The 13,532-nt window shown below is 66.3% G+C and carries 18 protein-coding genes and 1 pseudogene; 9 read left to right on the forward strand and 10 right to left on the reverse strand.

Going from position 1 to position 13,532, the window contains the following annotated elements:
* Window positions 1-109: 109 nt before the first annotated feature.
* Window positions 110-346, forward strand: coding sequence for a microaggregate-binding protein 1 (gene mbp1, locus ACZ5IQ_RS13755; RefSeq protein ID WP_212811607.1), 237 nt, complete (start codon window positions 110-112; stop codon window positions 344-346).
* 60 nt (window positions 347-406) lie between these two features.
* Here the strand turns inward: mbp1 and ACZ5IQ_RS13760 are convergent, their stop codons facing one another.
* The 3 genes from ACZ5IQ_RS13760 to ACZ5IQ_RS13770 are packed head-to-tail and all read right to left on the reverse strand — an operon-like array spanning window position 407 to window position 1,542.
* Window positions 407-937 (reverse strand): DUF6328 family protein, encoded by a 531-nt coding sequence (locus ACZ5IQ_RS13760; RefSeq protein ID WP_464481355.1) that lies wholly within the window; start codon window positions 935-937, stop codon window positions 407-409.
* Window positions 918-1,154 (reverse strand): hypothetical protein, encoded by a 237-nt coding sequence (locus ACZ5IQ_RS13765; RefSeq protein ID WP_406774739.1) that lies wholly within the window; start codon window positions 1,152-1,154, stop codon window positions 918-920. Before ACZ5IQ_RS13765 ends, ACZ5IQ_RS13760 begins: the two co-directional genes overlap by 20 nt.
* 16 nt (window positions 1,155-1,170) lie before the next feature.
* Window positions 1,171-1,542, reverse strand: coding sequence for a hypothetical protein (locus tag ACZ5IQ_RS13770; protein ID WP_406802683.1), 372 nt, complete (start codon window positions 1,540-1,542; stop codon window positions 1,171-1,173).
* Between the two features lie 114 nt (window positions 1,543-1,656).
* On the opposite strand from ACZ5IQ_RS13770, the pseudogene ACZ5IQ_RS13775 reads away from it, so the two are divergent.
* A pseudogene (locus ACZ5IQ_RS13775) lies at window positions 1,657-3,461 on the forward strand (thiamine pyrophosphate-requiring protein).
* Between the two features lie 368 nt (window positions 3,462-3,829).
* Entirely contained in the window at window positions 3,830-4,561 is a 732-nt protein-coding gene (locus ACZ5IQ_RS13780; protein WP_464481468.1) for a SigB/SigF/SigG family RNA polymerase sigma factor, read from the forward strand.
* Here ACZ5IQ_RS13780 and ACZ5IQ_RS13785 read toward each other — a convergent pair.
* The 3 genes from ACZ5IQ_RS13785 to ACZ5IQ_RS13795 form a co-directional block, all read right to left on the reverse strand.
* Window positions 4,543-4,779, reverse strand: coding sequence for a CDGSH iron-sulfur domain-containing protein (locus ACZ5IQ_RS13785; RefSeq protein WP_464481356.1), 237 nt, complete (start codon window positions 4,777-4,779; stop codon window positions 4,543-4,545). The genes ACZ5IQ_RS13780 and ACZ5IQ_RS13785 overlap by 19 nt on opposite strands.
* The gene (locus tag ACZ5IQ_RS13790; RefSeq protein ID WP_464481357.1) at window positions 4,776-5,501 is read right to left on the reverse strand and encodes a methyltransferase; all 726 of its coding nucleotides are present in this window, start codon (window positions 5,499-5,501) and stop codon (window positions 4,776-4,778) included. Before ACZ5IQ_RS13790 ends, ACZ5IQ_RS13785 begins: the two co-directional genes overlap by 4 nt.
* 73 nt (window positions 5,502-5,574) lie before the next feature.
* Complete coding sequence (locus ACZ5IQ_RS13795) at window positions 5,575-6,339, reverse strand: endonuclease/exonuclease/phosphatase family protein (protein WP_464481469.1); 765 nt, start codon at window positions 6,337-6,339, stop codon at window positions 5,575-5,577.
* A 55-nt stretch (window positions 6,340-6,394) separates the two neighbouring features.
* Here ACZ5IQ_RS13795 and ACZ5IQ_RS13800 point away from each other — a divergent pair, with 55 nt between their 5' ends.
* The 3 genes from ACZ5IQ_RS13800 (at window position 6,395) to ACZ5IQ_RS13810 (ending at window position 7,440) form a co-directional block, all read left to right on the forward strand.
* The gene (locus ACZ5IQ_RS13800) at window positions 6,395-6,943 is read left to right on the forward strand and encodes a nucleotidyltransferase family protein (RefSeq protein ID WP_464481358.1); all 549 of its coding nucleotides are present in this window, start codon (window positions 6,395-6,397) and stop codon (window positions 6,941-6,943) included.
* A 99-nt stretch (window positions 6,944-7,042) separates the two neighbouring features.
* On the forward strand, window positions 7,043-7,255 hold the full coding sequence (locus ACZ5IQ_RS13805; protein WP_090562272.1) for a hypothetical protein: 213 nt from the start codon (window positions 7,043-7,045) through the stop codon (window positions 7,253-7,255).
* 29 nt (window positions 7,256-7,284) lie between these two features.
* A complete protein-coding gene (locus ACZ5IQ_RS13810) occupies window positions 7,285-7,440 on the forward strand; it encodes a DUF6131 family protein (protein ID WP_165605920.1) in 156 nt (51 codons plus the stop codon).
* Window positions 7,441-7,468: 28 nt separating this feature from the next.
* On the opposite strand, the gene ACZ5IQ_RS13815 is transcribed toward ACZ5IQ_RS13810, so the two are convergent.
* The 3 genes from ACZ5IQ_RS13815 to ACZ5IQ_RS13825 are packed head-to-tail and all read right to left on the reverse strand — an operon-like array spanning window position 7,469 to window position 9,351.
* The gene (locus tag ACZ5IQ_RS13815; protein ID WP_406804592.1) at window positions 7,469-8,272 is read right to left on the reverse strand and encodes a DoxX family protein; all 804 of its coding nucleotides are present in this window, start codon (window positions 8,270-8,272) and stop codon (window positions 7,469-7,471) included.
* 36 nt (window positions 8,273-8,308) lie between these two features.
* A complete protein-coding gene (locus ACZ5IQ_RS13820) occupies window positions 8,309-9,145 on the reverse strand; it encodes an SDR family oxidoreductase (protein WP_318984486.1) in 837 nt (278 codons plus the stop codon).
* Window positions 9,145-9,351 carry a hypothetical protein gene (locus ACZ5IQ_RS13825; RefSeq protein WP_318984487.1) on the reverse strand — a complete coding sequence of 69 codons (207 nt, stop codon included), beginning with the start codon at window positions 9,349-9,351 and terminating at the stop codon, window positions 9,145-9,147. The genes ACZ5IQ_RS13820 and ACZ5IQ_RS13825 overlap by 1 nt, the downstream gene beginning before the upstream one ends.
* A gap of 79 nt (window positions 9,352-9,430) precedes the next feature.
* Between ACZ5IQ_RS13825 and ACZ5IQ_RS13830 the strand changes: the two genes are divergently transcribed.
* The gene (locus ACZ5IQ_RS13830) at window positions 9,431-10,411 is read left to right on the forward strand and encodes a glycosyltransferase (RefSeq protein ID WP_318984488.1); all 981 of its coding nucleotides are present in this window, start codon (window positions 9,431-9,433) and stop codon (window positions 10,409-10,411) included.
* Between the two features lie 15 nt (window positions 10,412-10,426).
* Window positions 10,427-11,659, forward strand: coding sequence for a glycosyltransferase (locus ACZ5IQ_RS13835; RefSeq protein ID WP_318984489.1), 1,233 nt, complete (start codon window positions 10,427-10,429; stop codon window positions 11,657-11,659).
* Here the strand turns inward: ACZ5IQ_RS13835 and ACZ5IQ_RS13840 are convergent.
* Entirely contained in the window at window positions 11,587-12,537 is a 951-nt protein-coding gene (locus ACZ5IQ_RS13840; protein WP_406804593.1) for a glycosyltransferase family 2 protein, read from the reverse strand. The genes ACZ5IQ_RS13835 and ACZ5IQ_RS13840 overlap by 73 nt on opposite strands.
* Before the next feature lie 40 nt (window positions 12,538-12,577).
* Here ACZ5IQ_RS13840 and ACZ5IQ_RS13845 point away from each other — a divergent pair, with 40 nt between their 5' ends.
* Window positions 12,578-13,531 (forward strand): NAD-dependent epimerase/dehydratase family protein, encoded by a 954-nt coding sequence (locus ACZ5IQ_RS13845; RefSeq protein WP_318984491.1) that lies wholly within the window; start codon window positions 12,578-12,580, stop codon window positions 13,529-13,531.
* Window position 13,532: the final 1 nt, after the last annotated feature.

Raw genomic sequence — 13,532 nt, forward strand, 5'->3', positions numbered from 1 at the left:
TGGGCGTAGACCAGGTATGTCGGTAGTGCCGGATTGTTCAACGGAATCAAATGCGCCGAGCAGGCCGAGGTGCTGCTCGCCAAGCGCGCGAACACAAGGAGGAAATGCAGTGGGAGAGAACAAGAGTGGTCCTGAAGAGGGCATCAAGGGCACCGTCGAGGGTGTCAAGGGCAAGCTGAAGGAAGCTGCGGGTAGCGTCGTCGGCCGGGATGACATGGTCCGTGAGGGCCAGGCCCAGCAGGACAAGGCCGACGCCGAGCGCGATGCGGCCAAGAAAGAGGCGGAGACCGAGTCGGCCCGCTCCGGTGCGCAGGCCGCGGAGAAACGGCAGCAGCAGAACCAGTGAACCAAGAACGGCCCGGCCTCCTTTCACGGTGGGGAGGCCGGGCCGCTTCTTGCGCGAAAACTATTGTGCGCGAGCGGTATCGTTGCGTCCGCTGTTCTGCATGGCCAAAGGCACCAGCACCCAGAACGTGCAGAAGCCGGCCAGGCCGATGCCGCCGGCGACCCAGCCCGCCACCTGGCCCGCGACGGTACCGAAGATCAGTTCGGTCACTCCGGTAAGGGCCATACCGAGCAGGAGTAGGCCGTAGAAGGCGCATCGGTGGGCTGCGGCGACGATCAAGGACATGCGTCGTTGTCGAAACAGTATGCGGTGCATGCCAACTGGTGCTATCAGTAGAATCGCCGACGCGACCGAGAAGGCCACGGTCGCCAGGTAGACGGTCTGGCTCTGGTCATCCAGTGTGGTGAACCGTTGCTGGAACGGCAATGTCATCAGAAAGCCGGTGAGCAGCTGCACTCCGGTCTGAGCGACGCGGAGTTCTTGCAACAGACTCGACCAATTGCGGTCCAGCCGTTCGATTTCCGTCTCGTGACGGGCCATCCGGTCCCAGCGCTGGTCGGATGGTCCCTCGTCACCGTGCTCGCCCGTCATCAGACACATCGCTCTTACGCCGAACTTTTTCCTTGTCGACCACGATGATGCGGTCATCGGGTCCCGAACCGTAGAAGCTGAAGATGTCCTTGTAGGGCGAGGAGTCCACCTGGATCTCACGGACCGTGAGCCAACGGCCACCCGCCGGGTCCTCGATGACGTCGCCCTTCGTGACGTCCGCGGGCCGGACGGCCTCGATCTTCGTTTCAGTGGTCATCGGAACCCCTTTCCTGTCAAGGGGTTTCGAACGTGAACGTGAGGACGGCGAACCCGGCGATCAACAGGGCCCAGGCGACCAGCGGTACGACGATGCCACGCCGGGTGCGTGCGGTCACGAATGAGATCGCGATGGCCAGCACCGCGACCACCGGTGCGCCGTACTCGATCAGCCCGAATACGAACGGGCTCGGGCCCAGCTTGGCGCAGGTGCGTTCGGAACAACCCGCGGTCGCCAGGACCTGGGCGTATTGATACAGGATGATGGCGAGGGCACCTGGCACGGTGAGGCCGGCCAGTACCCAGTTGATGACGGTGCGTCGCCGGTGTCCGGCTCCCTGTGCGTCTGCATCGTGTTGCGCGATCGCCCCGGCCTGGACCTCAGACATCGACACCTCCCGGGTGGTAGCGGTTTCCTTGGGACTGTCCTGTTGAGGGCGTACCCGGGCGGCCGAACCGCGAAACGCCTGTTTCGTCCGGTACCTCACGGGTACCACGCCAGGATGACGATGACTGTTGGGGACTACCTGCTCGAGCGGCTGAGGCAATGGCATGTCCGTCACGTATTCGCCTATCCGGGTGACGGCATCAACGGGATCGTTTCCGCATTCGGCCGGAGCGATGATGTGCCGCAGTTCATCCAGACCCGCCACGAAGAGATGGCAGCGTTCGGCGCCACGGGATACGCCAAATTCGGTGGTGGGCTCGGTGTCTGTATGGCGACATCGGGGCCGGGCGCCATCCACCTGTTGAACGGGCTGTACGACGCCAAGCTCGACCGCGTTCCGGTGGTGGCGATCGTGGGCCAGACGGCGCGCAGCGCGATGGGTGGTAGCTATCAGCAGGAAGTCGACCTGCACAGTCTCTTCAAGGATGTCGCCAGTGATTACCTGGTCGATGTCAATGTCGCCAACCAACTACCCAACGCGCTCGACCGGGCGATCCGCATCGCGCTGGCCCGGCGGGCGCCGACGGCCCTGGTGATCCCGTCGGATCTGCAGGAGCAGCCATACGAACCTCCGCAGCACGCGTTCAAGCAGGTGCCGTCGAGTGATCCGGAGTATGTGCCGCCGGCGGTGTATCCACAGAACGAACAGGTCCGCCAGGCAGCCGATGTGCTCAATGCCGGTGAGCGCGTGGCGATTCTGGTCGGCCAGGGTGCCCGCCAGGCCGCCGACCAGGTGCGCGAACTTGCGGACAAGACGGGCGCCGGGGTCGCCAAGGCGCTGCTGGGCAAGGATGTGCTATCCGACGAGCTGCCGTACGTCACCGGGTCCATCGGGTTGCTCGGGTCGCGGCCGAGCTACGAGATGATGCGCGACTGCGACACCCTGCTGATCGTCGGATCGAATTTTCCCTACAGCCAGTTCCTGCCGAAATTCGGTCAGGCCCGGGCGATTCAGATCGACATCGACGGAACCGCGATCGGCATGCGGTACCCGACCGAGGTGAACATCGTCGCCGACGCGAGTGCCGCGCTCGGTGCGCTCCTGCCGCTGGTGGAACCGAAGACCGACCGGAAATGGCGAGACACCATCGAGCACAACGTGTCTCGCTGGTGGGACACCGTCGAGCGCCAGTGCATGTTGTCGGCCCGCCCGGTGAATCCGATGCGGATCGTGTGGGAGCTCTCACAGCGGATACCGGCCGACGCCATCGTGACGGCAGACTCCGGTTCGTCCACCAACTGGTATGCGCGGTGCCTGAAGTTACGCGCTGAGATGCGCGGTTCGCTGTCGGGCACGCTCGCCACCATGGGGTGCGGGGTGCCGTACGCGATCGGTGCGAAGTTCGCGCATCCGGACCGTCCGGTCGTGGCGCTCGTCGGCGACGGCGCGATGCAGATGAACGGCATGGCCGAGCTGCTGACCATCAAGCGCTACGCGGAGCAATGGTCCGACCCGCGCCTGGTGGTGTGTGTCTTCCACAATGGCGACCTCAATCAGGTCACCTGGGAGTTGCGGGCAATGGGCGGAGCGCCCAAGTTCGTGCCGTCACAATCGCTACCGGACGTCTCGTATGCCGAGATTGCCTGTGCCATGGGGCTGGATGGCATCGCGGTCGACGATCCCGACCGGCTGGGCGAGGCCTGGGATCGGGCGCTGGGTGCCGATCGCCCCGTCGTGCTGGACGTCAGGTGCGACCCCGAAGTGCCGCCGATCCCTCCGCACGCGACCTACGAACAGATCAAAGACCTGACCGCCGCGGTGTGCTCAAGGGTGATCCCAACGGCTGGCACCTGGTGTATCAGGGGATGAAGACCAAGGCGCAGGAGTACATCGCCCGTTCCGGTGGTGGCGCCGGGTAGCCCCGTGTACTGTGAGAAGCACGACGCTGTTACAGCGTGGCCGCTTAGCCAAAAGCGGCGATAGTCGAGGGTACTGCAGCTCGGCGCGTGAATCCGGTCCAGAGCGGGGCCTCCATTCTCAGGATTCGCCGATTGCAATTGGGCTCGACTTCGGCAGATTGCCGTTCCGCCCCCACGGCGGAAGCCAGCACGTCGCGGACCAATTAGCTATGCCGTCAATCGGTGGTGTCGCGCGTGCTGTCACACCCTGGAAGGGGTGCTGCATGTCAGTTTCTGTGTTGGAAAACGACTTTCGTGAAGCGAGCGAGCCGGTAGAGGCCGGCGCAGAGCTCGAACAAACTCCTGACGAATATGCGGATGTGGTCGCGATGGTCGTGATGCTCCGTCAATTACCGCCCGGCTCGGCCGCCTATGCCCGTCAACTCGAACGCATCGTGCTGCGGTGCTGCCCGCTGGCCGACCGGGTGGCACGCCACTTCGACCGCCGCGGCGAGAATCTCGAAGACCTGATCCAGGTGGCTCGGGTGGGGTTGCTGCAGGCCGTCAACCGGTTCGACCCCGCGCGAGGATCACGATTCGTGGCGTTCGCCCTGCCCACGATGATGGGAGAGCTGCGCAGATACTTCCGAGACTATGGCTGGAAAGTCCACGTACCCAGGAGAATTCGCGATCGGCAGCACGATATTTCCTGTGCCACTGCGTATTTGACCAATGACCTGAGGAGAGCGCCGAGTATCGAGGAGCTCGCCGAGGAGCTGGAGATCGACCGTGACCAGGTGGTCGAGAGCATCGTGGCAGCCAAGGCGTATCAGCCCCAGTCGCTGGATGTGAACGTCGTCGACGATGACTCGCGAGCGCAGGCGCTCGGCGACTCCCTTGGTGAGATGGATGCCGGATTCGACCGCGTGACGGATCGTGAGTCGGTACGGTCCCTACTGGCGGCGCTGCCTCGACGCGAGCAGAAGGTGCTCTATCTCCGGTACTTCGGTGCCATGACGCAGCGGCAGATCGCCGACTCGATCGGCGTTTCCCAGATGCATGTGTCACGGATTCTGGACCGCACCCTGCGCGATCTGCGCGCTCAAGTGGGTTGCGCCTGATCGGCGCCGGCCTTTCGGCCATCGGCGGTAGACCGGTTCTGCCGCCGATGGCTGGTGTCGCACCACGGATAGGTCTTGCTGCGTTGACAGCAGCAGATCGCGACCATGAATCTGTCAGAGCACACCCGGGTCCCGTCTTCGAGTTCGACCTCGACCGGCCCCTGGATCAGCATCGGGCCGCGGGGCACGATGCGCACGGTTCTGCGCGCGGGACTCATGGCTTCACCGCTTTGATAACAACCAGTTCCTCGGTGCGCCGCCCGGGTGTCAGTCGACCGGAGTCCTCCAACCACCGTGCGCGAGCGGTCATCACGGGCCCGAATGGGATGGTCCGGCGCGCCACCACGTCGACCTGAAGGCCGCCGCCTCGCAAGGCGGCGACGCTGCTCGCGACATCGGCGAACTCGGAGTGGACGATGAGCGCTGCGCCGCCGCGCCTGAGCAGCGCGGGCGCCGCGGCGCAGAGTGGATCGAGGATGAGCCGGCCGTCAGGGCCGGCATTGAAGGATGTGGGCGGACCACCGGCGCCGACGATCACCGGTTCGCTCGCAGGCTCGGGCACATACGGCGGGTTGCACAGCACCAGGTCGAAGGGCTCGAGCCCCAGTGCCGCCGACCAGGAACCGAGCCGCGCATCGATGCGGCAACCGGCCAGCCGTGCATTGGCGCGGGCCGCCGCGACGGCGGCTTGCGACGTATCGAGGGCGACGACGCTGTGCGCTCCGGCACCGGAGGCAGCAATCGCTGCCACCCCGCTGCCGGTACACAGGTCCGCGACGCGCATGCCCGCCGGGTGGCAGCAGCGGTGCATGGTCTCGATCAATAATCGCGAATCATGTTGCGGCAGATAGACGTTTGCGCACTCAGGCGAGATTTCGGAGCTCAGCATTCGGGCTTCCTCTCTGGATCCAACCTCTCCGATATAACCGGGATGCGGCATGGGCAAACGCGTCAATTCGGTAACGCCGCATGACCTGGGCGGTTTTGATGCGGGCGGAAACGGGTAACACCCGTCAATGCCGGGTCACGGTGACAGCCAGCGGGCGGTGATCCGAGAGTTCCACCTCCGGGGTGGTGTGTCGGAGCACGGCCAGTTGCCGGTCGTCAGTGAGAAGGTGGTCGAGCTGCTGGGCCGGTGCTTCAGCCGGAAACGTGTTGGCACAGGCCAGCGAACGCATGCCCGACCAGCGCTCGGCTGGTTCCGCCGCCATGTTCAGGTCTCCGGCGATGATGTGTGGCCCGGGCAGCGCGCGGACTGTGCGGGCCAGCTGCCGCAGCTGATGTCGATTCCAGCCGGGTACGAACGACAAGTGGGTCCCGGCGATCGTCATGGCGCCCAACGGCGTCTCGAGCCGTGCGAGCACAGCGGCGCGGGGCTCTTCGTGCACGATCATGAACCTGCCGGGCACCGGCAGATACATCGGAAAGCGGGTCGGTATCCGGGGCAGCCGCAGCACCTGCCAGCTGGTCGCCGGATACCGCGAGAGCAGAGAGATGCCGTACGCCGCCGATTCGGGATGTTCCTCACCGGTGGCCGCGATCCAGGTGGCGCCGGGCGTTCCGGTGATGGCGGCGACGAACCGGTGGGAGACGGCGTTCATGACCTCAGCTGCGATGGCGGTCAGATCCGCCCGGCCGGAACGCGTTTGATCGAAATCCACCTCCTGCAGCGCCAGGATGTCCGGGTCGAGGATGCTGATGCTGCGACGAAGCCGGTCGAGATGGACCCCGTCGCCGACGGTGCGGCCGTGCAGGATGTTGAAGGTCGCGAGGCGCATCGAAGTCATGATGACTCGTTACCCCCGAACGCCGACTTTGATTGCTCGGTGCGTCATGTGTCCTGAGCGCACCCAGCTGAGAAACGCACTGCGCGCCGCGGCAAGTGCCTTCAAGGCGAACGGCCAGAGTTTCGCCCTTGCCGGCAGCTACGCGCTGTGGGTCCACGGCGCGCCGGAACCCGACCACGATGTCGACTTCGTCGTGCCCGAGCCGGACACCGAGGCGGCGGTGAAGATCTTGGGCCAGAACGGATTCGACATCGAGCGAACACCCGAAGACTGGCTGTTCAAAGCGTACTTCAAGGGCGTGCTCGTCGATGTTCTGCACCGACTCAACGGCGTGCCTGTGGACTCCGCTCTTCTCGCCGGGGCCGTGGATCGCGAGGTACTGGCCATCTCGATGCCGGTCCTGACGCCCGATGCGGTGATCACCCAGAAGCTGCTGACGCTCAACGAACATCACTGTGACTTCGCTCCGCTGCTGCCGGCGGTGCGCGCGGTCCGTGAGCAACTCGACTGGCCGCGAATCCGGGAACTGGCGGCCGGAAACGACTTCGCCATGGCCTTCATCGAGCTGGCGGCCCGACTTCGGCTGGACCGGTAAGCACCGGTCGCGGGTTCTTTTTCTCGCGCGTTAGTTTGCCATCACGCACCCATGGGTACTTCTTTCCATGAGACCAGAGAGGTCTGTCTAGGAGGAGCCATGTTGCGAGGAAGCGTGGGCGTCATCGTGGTGGTCTGGCTGTTGATCGGGGTGCTGGCGGCCTGGCAACGCGACTATTTCCGCGGCGGCGACACGAGCTGCGGCTCGGCAGGGCGTATCGCGCTGACCGTGGTCGCCGGGCCGTTGAACTACGCCGGGGTCAATCCGAAGGTGGTCGATTGCCGACTGCCGCAACCGAGTGCCATGCGGTGAACCGCATCTGAGAAAAGGAATCGATCATCATGATTGCTTTGGGAGTAGTCCTGCTCATCCTGGGCTTCGTCTTCAACGTGTATCTGCTGTGGGTCCTTGGCATCGTGCTCGTCGTGGTGGGCGCGATCTTCTGGCTCCTCGGGGCAGCCGGTCATGCCGTCGCCGGACGCCGGTACTGGTATTGACGTGACAAGAGGGGCGAAAGCCCGGGCCTCAGGCCCGGGCTTTCGCCTTCTTCGCGGTGGTGACTGCGGTGTCGGCCAATTCAGACGCACGCGCACTGGCTTTCCGGTACGCGGATTCCGCGTAGGGGGCGGCCTTTTCCAAGCCGTCTCCCACCGTGTCGGCCAACTCCGAGGCGCGGGCGCTGGCTTTCCGGTAGGCGGATTCCGCATACGGGGCAGCCTTCTCGAGCCCGCCTTCCAGCTTCTCGAGCGCGACGCCGGCGAGCTCACGGCCGTGCTCGAAGCCGGTTTGGACGCCGTGGCCCAGCTTTTCGCCCACTTCCGGCATGCGGGCGAGCGCAACTTCCGTCCTGGACGGCACCGTCGATGAGAGGGCCTCGGCCGCCCGTTTCGCGGCGCGCCGACCCCGCCATCCCAGCGACGGCTTTCCGGCGGTATCCGCGGAGGCGAGGATCAGACCGCCGAGCAGGCTCAGGTCGGCCAGGAAGCCCCGGCGTTTGGCGGCTTTCGCCTCGGGATCGTCCTCGGCCCAGAACATGTGGTTACCGAGGTTTGCGGGAATCACCGTGGCCGCGAGAACTGCCGAGGCCACGCGCGGAATGCGTCCGGTGGCCAGCAACAGCCCGCCGGCGACCTGAGCGGCCGCGGTCGCCTGCGCCACGGCGACGGCGTTGGAGGGCACATTGCGTGCGACGGGTTCCGGCATGTCCTTCAGTCCGTCGAGCGCCGGCTGTACGGCCTGGGCGCCGGAGTCGGTGTTCAACAGGGTTTCGACGCCCTGTCCGATGAACGCGGTGGCCAGAAGTGGACGGGCGATCCTACGAATGATCATGGGGCAGGGATTTCCCGTGCGGGACCGGCCCAAACATCATCCCGGCATCGTCTCGCCGCCGAGGGGCGCCAGCACTTCACCGCTGTAGTACGACGACAGTTGGTCGGCGGCGAAGAAGACGTACGACGGCGCGATCTCGTCCGGCTGGGCCGGCCGCCCCAACGGTGCGTGGGCGCCGAATGACTCGACCTTCTCCTGCGGCATGGTGGCCGGGATGAGCGGCGTCCAGACCGGCCCGGGGGCGACACAGTTCACGCGGATGCGGCGTTTGGCCAGTGATTGGGCCAGCGCGTAGGTGAACGCGATGACGGCTCCCTTGGTGGCCGAGTAGTCGATCAGCGACGCATTGCCGCGTAGCCCGTTCACCGACGCGGTGTTGATGATCGCGGCGCCGTCCGGGAGATGCGCCAGGGCGGACTTGGTCACCTGGAAGTAACTGTCGATGTTCACGGCGAACGTCCGCCGCCACTGCTCATCGGTGATGTCGGTGAGATCGTCTGTAGGCGCCTGATATGCGGCATTGTTGACGACGATGTCCAGCCCGCCGAGCTCGGCGAGGGTGCGCGCCACCACCTCTCGGCAATGGGCGGCCTCGCCGAGATCACCGGGGAACAGGGCGCACGTCCGTCCGGCCGCGCCCACGATGCTCGCGGTGTGCGTCGCGTCGTCGTGCTCTTCGAGGTAGGCGATGGCGATGTCCGCACCTTCCTTGGCGAACGCCGCCGCCACCGCGCGCCCGATGCCGGAGTCGCCGCCGGTGATGAGGGCCCGGCGACCTTTCAGCAGCCCGCGGCCGACGTACTGGCGCATCTCATCATGCGGCTGTTCTGCCATGTCGGCGGTGTGCCCGGGATAGGGGATCGGTGTTTCCATCAGGCATCGCGTCCGAAATCGTCCTCGTCGGCATCAATTTCGACATCCGCGGTCTGCTCCAACCAATCGTGTGCGGCGGCCTCCGGCGGCGGGTTGTCGCGGCCGGTGACCGCGGCCTCGTCATCGAGGACCGGTTCTTGGACGTCACGCGACTGCTCGACGGCGTCTGCGTCGGGGACTGCGTCCGGGAACTGTTCTGGTGTCATGTCAGAGCGGATACCCGTCCCACGCGCCGGAAAACACTTCGGGTGTTTAAGTGCCGAACCCTCGGGTACCTCGGCCCGCATGACAGCAGACCGCGAGCAATCGGTGCTGGTGTGGCATGTGCACGGCGCCTGGATGGAGTCGTTCGTGGCCGGCCCGCACCGCTACCTCGTGCCTGTTGGGGCTGCGGCACCCGATCGTGACGCGCGTGGCTTGTGTGGCCGGAGTTGGCCACGAGCACAAGAGATTCCGCTCTCGGAACTGGCTGCTGCCGATGTCGACCTGGTGGTGTTGCAGCGGCCCGGGGAACTGGACGAAGCACAACGGTGGCTGCGGCGGCGTCCCGGAGTCGACGTGCCGGCCGTCTACGTCGAGCACAACGCGCCGCGCCCGAACGCGGTGGACAGTGTGCATCCGCTCGCCGACCGGCGGGACATCCCGCTGATCCATGTCACCGAATTCAACAGGCTGATGTGGGACAACGGAATTGCACCGACCAAGGTCATCGATCACGGCATCGCCGATCCCGGCCCGCTCTACACCGGTGACATCGCCGGGGCCGCGGCCATGATCAACGAGCCGCTACGCAGATGGCGCACGGTGGGCGCCGACCTGCTCGGCGAGCTGTCGCGAGCTGTCCCGATCGAGGTGTGGGGGATCGACACCAAGGAACTCAACCGCCGTCAGGCCGACCCGCGAGATCGATTGCGGGGCAAGGGCGATATCCCCGCGCCCGAGCTGTGGCGTCGAGTCGCACGCCGCCGCGTGTATCTGCATACCGCGCGATGGACATCCCTGGGACTGTCGTTGGTCGAGGCGATGTACCTCGGCATGCCGATCGTGGCGGTCGCCTCGACGATGGCGCCGCTGGTGGTGCCGTCCCGCGCGGGTGTCGTCGGCGCCGACGTGAAGGTCCTGTCGCGAGGCCTGCTGGACTTCGTGAACGATCCCGCCGCGGCAGCGCTGGCGGGCAAGGCGGCCCGCGAGTTCGCTGCCGAGCACTTCGCACTTGACCGGTTCCTGGCCGACTGGAACCGCGTGATCGATGACGTCTGCCACTGACCGGAAGAGGGAACGATGAGAATTGCCATGGTCTCCGAGCACGCCAATCCGCTTGCGGCACTTGGCGGGGCCGACGCGGGCGGGCAGAACGTCCACGTGGCGGCGTTGTCGGCGGCGCTCAGTCGACATGGGCACCGGGTCGACGTGTACACCCGTCGGGACGATCCCGACGTGCCGGAGCGCGTCATCGCGCCGGAGGGGTACACGGTGGTGCATGTGCCCGCCGGCCCGCCGCGCCCGGTTCCCAAGGACGACCTGTTGCCGTACATGGGGCAGTTCGGCGGGTTTCTCCACGATGAGTGGGCACAGACCCGTCCCGACGTCACGCACGCCCACTTCTGGATGTCCGGCGTTGCCACGCAGTTGGCGGCGAAGAAACTGAATTTGCCTGCCCTGCAGACGTTCCACGCGCTGGGTGTGGTCAAGCGGAGGTACCAGAAGGACCAGGACACCAGTCCGCGGGAGCGGCTCACCTTGGAGAAGCTGGTGGCAAGGGAAGCCACCTGGGTGGCGGCGACATGCACCGATGAAGTTTTCGAGCTGATGCGTCTGGGCCGCGAGCGGTCCCGGATCTCGGTCGTGCCGTGCGGCGTCGACCTCAAGTTGTTCCGTCCCGACGGGCGGGCCGCCGCCCGTAAGGCGCGCCCACGCATCGTCAGCGTCGGCAGATTCGTGCAGCGCAAGGGATTCGATGTCATGATCCGTGCGCTGCAGTGGATACCCGACGCCGAACTCGTCATCGTCGGTGGTCCCGACAAGGCCGCGTTGCGTGCCGACAGCGAGGCACAGCGGCTACTGGCGCTGGCCCGCGAGCTCGGCGTCGCGAAGCGGGTGCGGCTGTACGGGTCGGTGGAGCGTGCTGATATGCCCGCGGTGCTGCGTTCGGCGGATGTTGTCGCGTGCACCCCGTGGTACGAGCCGTTCGGGATCGTCCCGCTGGAGGCGATGGCCTGTGGCGTGCCGGTGGTGGCGTCCGCGGTCGGTGGCATGCTCGACACCGTCGTGGATGGTGTCACCGGCCGCCTGGTGCCGCCGCGGCGTCCTGATCTGCTCGCCGATGTCCTCAACGAACTCCTGGCGGACGACTCGCGCCGCCGGGCCATGGGGGAGGCCGGCTGTCATCGCGCGCAGGCCCGGTACTCCTGGGACCGCGTGGCGGCGGAGACGCTGAGAATCTATGACCGGTTGGCGGCGTCGGGCTTCTGGTTCGATGCTCGTCCCTCTCGGCCGCGGGCGTTGTCGGGATGAGGGGCCTCCAGCAGACGGACGGCCGCCTCGACCTCCGCGGGCAGCAGCCGGCGCCCGCTCAGCACGGCCGGCACCCGCAACAGCGCCTCCAGGGCGGCCCGCGCGTACTCCCGGTCGTTCATGGCCGCCCGGAGCAGCGTGGCCGTGGCCTCGGCACACTGCTTGGCCGGGCGGCGCAACCAGGTGGTCAGTGTGGCGTTACGCAGCGCACGGGCATCCTGCGCGGCCGTCGGCGGCCGGACCGTGGACGGGCGGTGTATCGCGGTCAGCTCGGCGCAGTAGCACAACTCCCAGCCCAGGGCGGCGAGATCCATTGCCAGCAGCTGTTCTTCACCTCGGAAGTGCAGGATCGGGCTGAAGCCACCCGCGGCCTGGAAGGCGCATTTGCGCACCATCGCCGAACACGACAGGAATCCGAGCACCGGCGGCCCGGGCAGACCGGAACGGCGCGGCAGCGGGCTGGCGGCCAGCATGCTCGACACCGGGTCCTCGCGATCACCGGGCCAGACCACGGTCCGGGCGGCGATCAGGCCGATGTTCGGTTGCGTATCGAAGATTTCGGTGGCCCGCGGTACCGCGTCAGCGGCCCACCACGAATCATCATCGCAGAACGCGACATACGGAGTTCGGCAGGCGGCGACGCCGATATTTCGGGCCACGGCACCGAGGTTCGAGCCGAGCGGAAGCACACGGAGCCGGTCGGTGGTCTGCTCGAGCTGACGCATTCGGGCAACCGAACCGTCACGAGAATGGTTGTCGACCACGATGATCGGACAGCCCGTCGTCTGCAGCAGTCGCTCGACGACGGCAGCCAGTTCGCTCTCGCGATCACGTGTCGCGATCACGAACGTGAGTTTTTCTTCGGTGCCCTGGTTCACAACGGCTCCCACTACCCGCCCAGCAGAACGGCAAACGCTCATGGCTGATCGACGACGCGCACTCGTGACCGGAGGCGCCGGCTTCCTCGGCACGCATCTCTGCCGGCGACTGCTCAGCGACGGCTACGAGGTGACGTGCGTGGACGACCTCAGCACCGCAGGTGATGCCGGAATCGGCCTGGCCGCACAGTATCCGGGCTACCGGTTCGTCCAGCTCGACATCGCCGACAAGCTGGATCCGAGCGTCGCGGGCGGGCCACTGGACGTGGTGTTCCACCTTGCGTCCCCGGCGTCACCCATCGACTACCAACGGATGCCCGAGCAGACGCTACGTGTCGGTTCGGCCGGGACGTCCAACGCGCTGGGCCTGGCAGCCCAAACCGGCGCGCGGCTGGTGCTGGCCTCGACGAGCGAGGTCTACGGTGACCCGCTCGAGCATCCACAACGCGAATCCTATTGGGGCAACGTCAATCCCATCGGCCCTCGCAGCATGTATGACGAGGCGAAGCGGTTCGCGGAGGCGCTGGTGTTCACACATCGGCGGACGTACTCGGCGGACGTGGGTGTGGCGCGCATCTTCAACACCTATGGACCCGGCATGCGCGGTGACGACGGACGTGTCGTCCCGACGTTTTGCCGGCAAGCCTTGGCGGGTACACCCTTGACGGTGCACGGCACGGGTCAGCAGACGCGGTCGCTGTGCCATGTGGACGACACGGTCGACGCGCTGGTCGCGCTCGGCGAATCCGATTGTGCCGGACCGGTGAACATCGGCAACCCCGACGAGCTCACGGTCCTGCAGATCGCCGAGCTGATCCGGGAGCTCGCCGGCAGTTCCTCGCCCATCGAGTTCGAACCGGCCGACGCCGACGACCCGCACCGGCGCTGTCCGGACATCAGCACCGCGATGGCGCTGCTGGGCTGGAGGCCTCGGGTCAGCTATCGCGACGGGTTGTCGGAGACCATCAAATGGTTTGCCGGGCAGGGGGTTTAGC

This window comes from Mycobacterium toneyamaense (assembly GCF_055384815.1).

Coding starts and splice junctions, on each gene's coding strand:
- ACZ5IQ_RS13760 (WP_464481355.1), bottom strand. CDS start 937: ATGACGGGCGAGCACGGTGACGAGGGACCATCCGACCAGCGCTGGGAC.
- ACZ5IQ_RS13765 (WP_406774739.1), bottom strand. CDS start 1,154: ATGACCACTGAAACGAAGATCGAGGCCGTCCGGCCCGCGGACGTCACG.
- ACZ5IQ_RS13770 (WP_406802683.1), bottom strand. CDS start 1,542: ATGTCTGAGGTCCAGGCCGGGGCGATCGCGCAACACGATGCAGACGCA.
- ACZ5IQ_RS13780 (WP_464481468.1), top strand. CDS start 3,830: ATGGTCGTGATGCTCCGTCAATTACCGCCCGGCTCGGCCGCCTATGCC.
- ACZ5IQ_RS13785 (WP_464481356.1), bottom strand. CDS start 4,779: ATGAGTCCCGCGCGCAGAACCGTGCGCATCGTGCCCCGCGGCCCGATG.
- ACZ5IQ_RS13790 (WP_464481357.1), bottom strand. CDS start 5,501: ATGCCGCATCCCGGTTATATCGGAGAGGTTGGATCCAGAGAGGAAGCC.
- ACZ5IQ_RS13795 (WP_464481469.1), bottom strand. CDS start 6,339: ATGCGCCTCGCGACCTTCAACATCCTGCACGGCCGCACCGTCGGCGAC.
- ACZ5IQ_RS13800 (WP_464481358.1), top strand. CDS start 6,395: ATGTGTCCTGAGCGCACCCAGCTGAGAAACGCACTGCGCGCCGCGGCA.
- ACZ5IQ_RS13805 (WP_090562272.1), top strand. CDS start 7,043: ATGTTGCGAGGAAGCGTGGGCGTCATCGTGGTGGTCTGGCTGTTGATC.
- ACZ5IQ_RS13810 (WP_165605920.1), top strand. CDS start 7,285: ATGATTGCTTTGGGAGTAGTCCTGCTCATCCTGGGCTTCGTCTTCAAC.
- ACZ5IQ_RS13815 (WP_406804592.1), bottom strand. CDS start 8,272: ATGATCATTCGTAGGATCGCCCGTCCACTTCTGGCCACCGCGTTCATC.
- ACZ5IQ_RS13820 (WP_318984486.1), bottom strand. CDS start 9,145: ATGGAAACACCGATCCCCTATCCCGGGCACACCGCCGACATGGCAGAA.
- ACZ5IQ_RS13825 (WP_318984487.1), bottom strand. CDS start 9,351: ATGACACCAGAACAGTTCCCGGACGCAGTCCCCGACGCAGACGCCGTC.
- ACZ5IQ_RS13830 (WP_318984488.1), top strand. CDS start 9,431: ATGACAGCAGACCGCGAGCAATCGGTGCTGGTGTGGCATGTGCACGGC.
- ACZ5IQ_RS13835 (WP_318984489.1), top strand. CDS start 10,427: ATGAGAATTGCCATGGTCTCCGAGCACGCCAATCCGCTTGCGGCACTT.
- ACZ5IQ_RS13845 (WP_318984491.1), top strand. CDS start 12,578: ATGGCTGATCGACGACGCGCACTCGTGACCGGAGGCGCCGGCTTCCTC.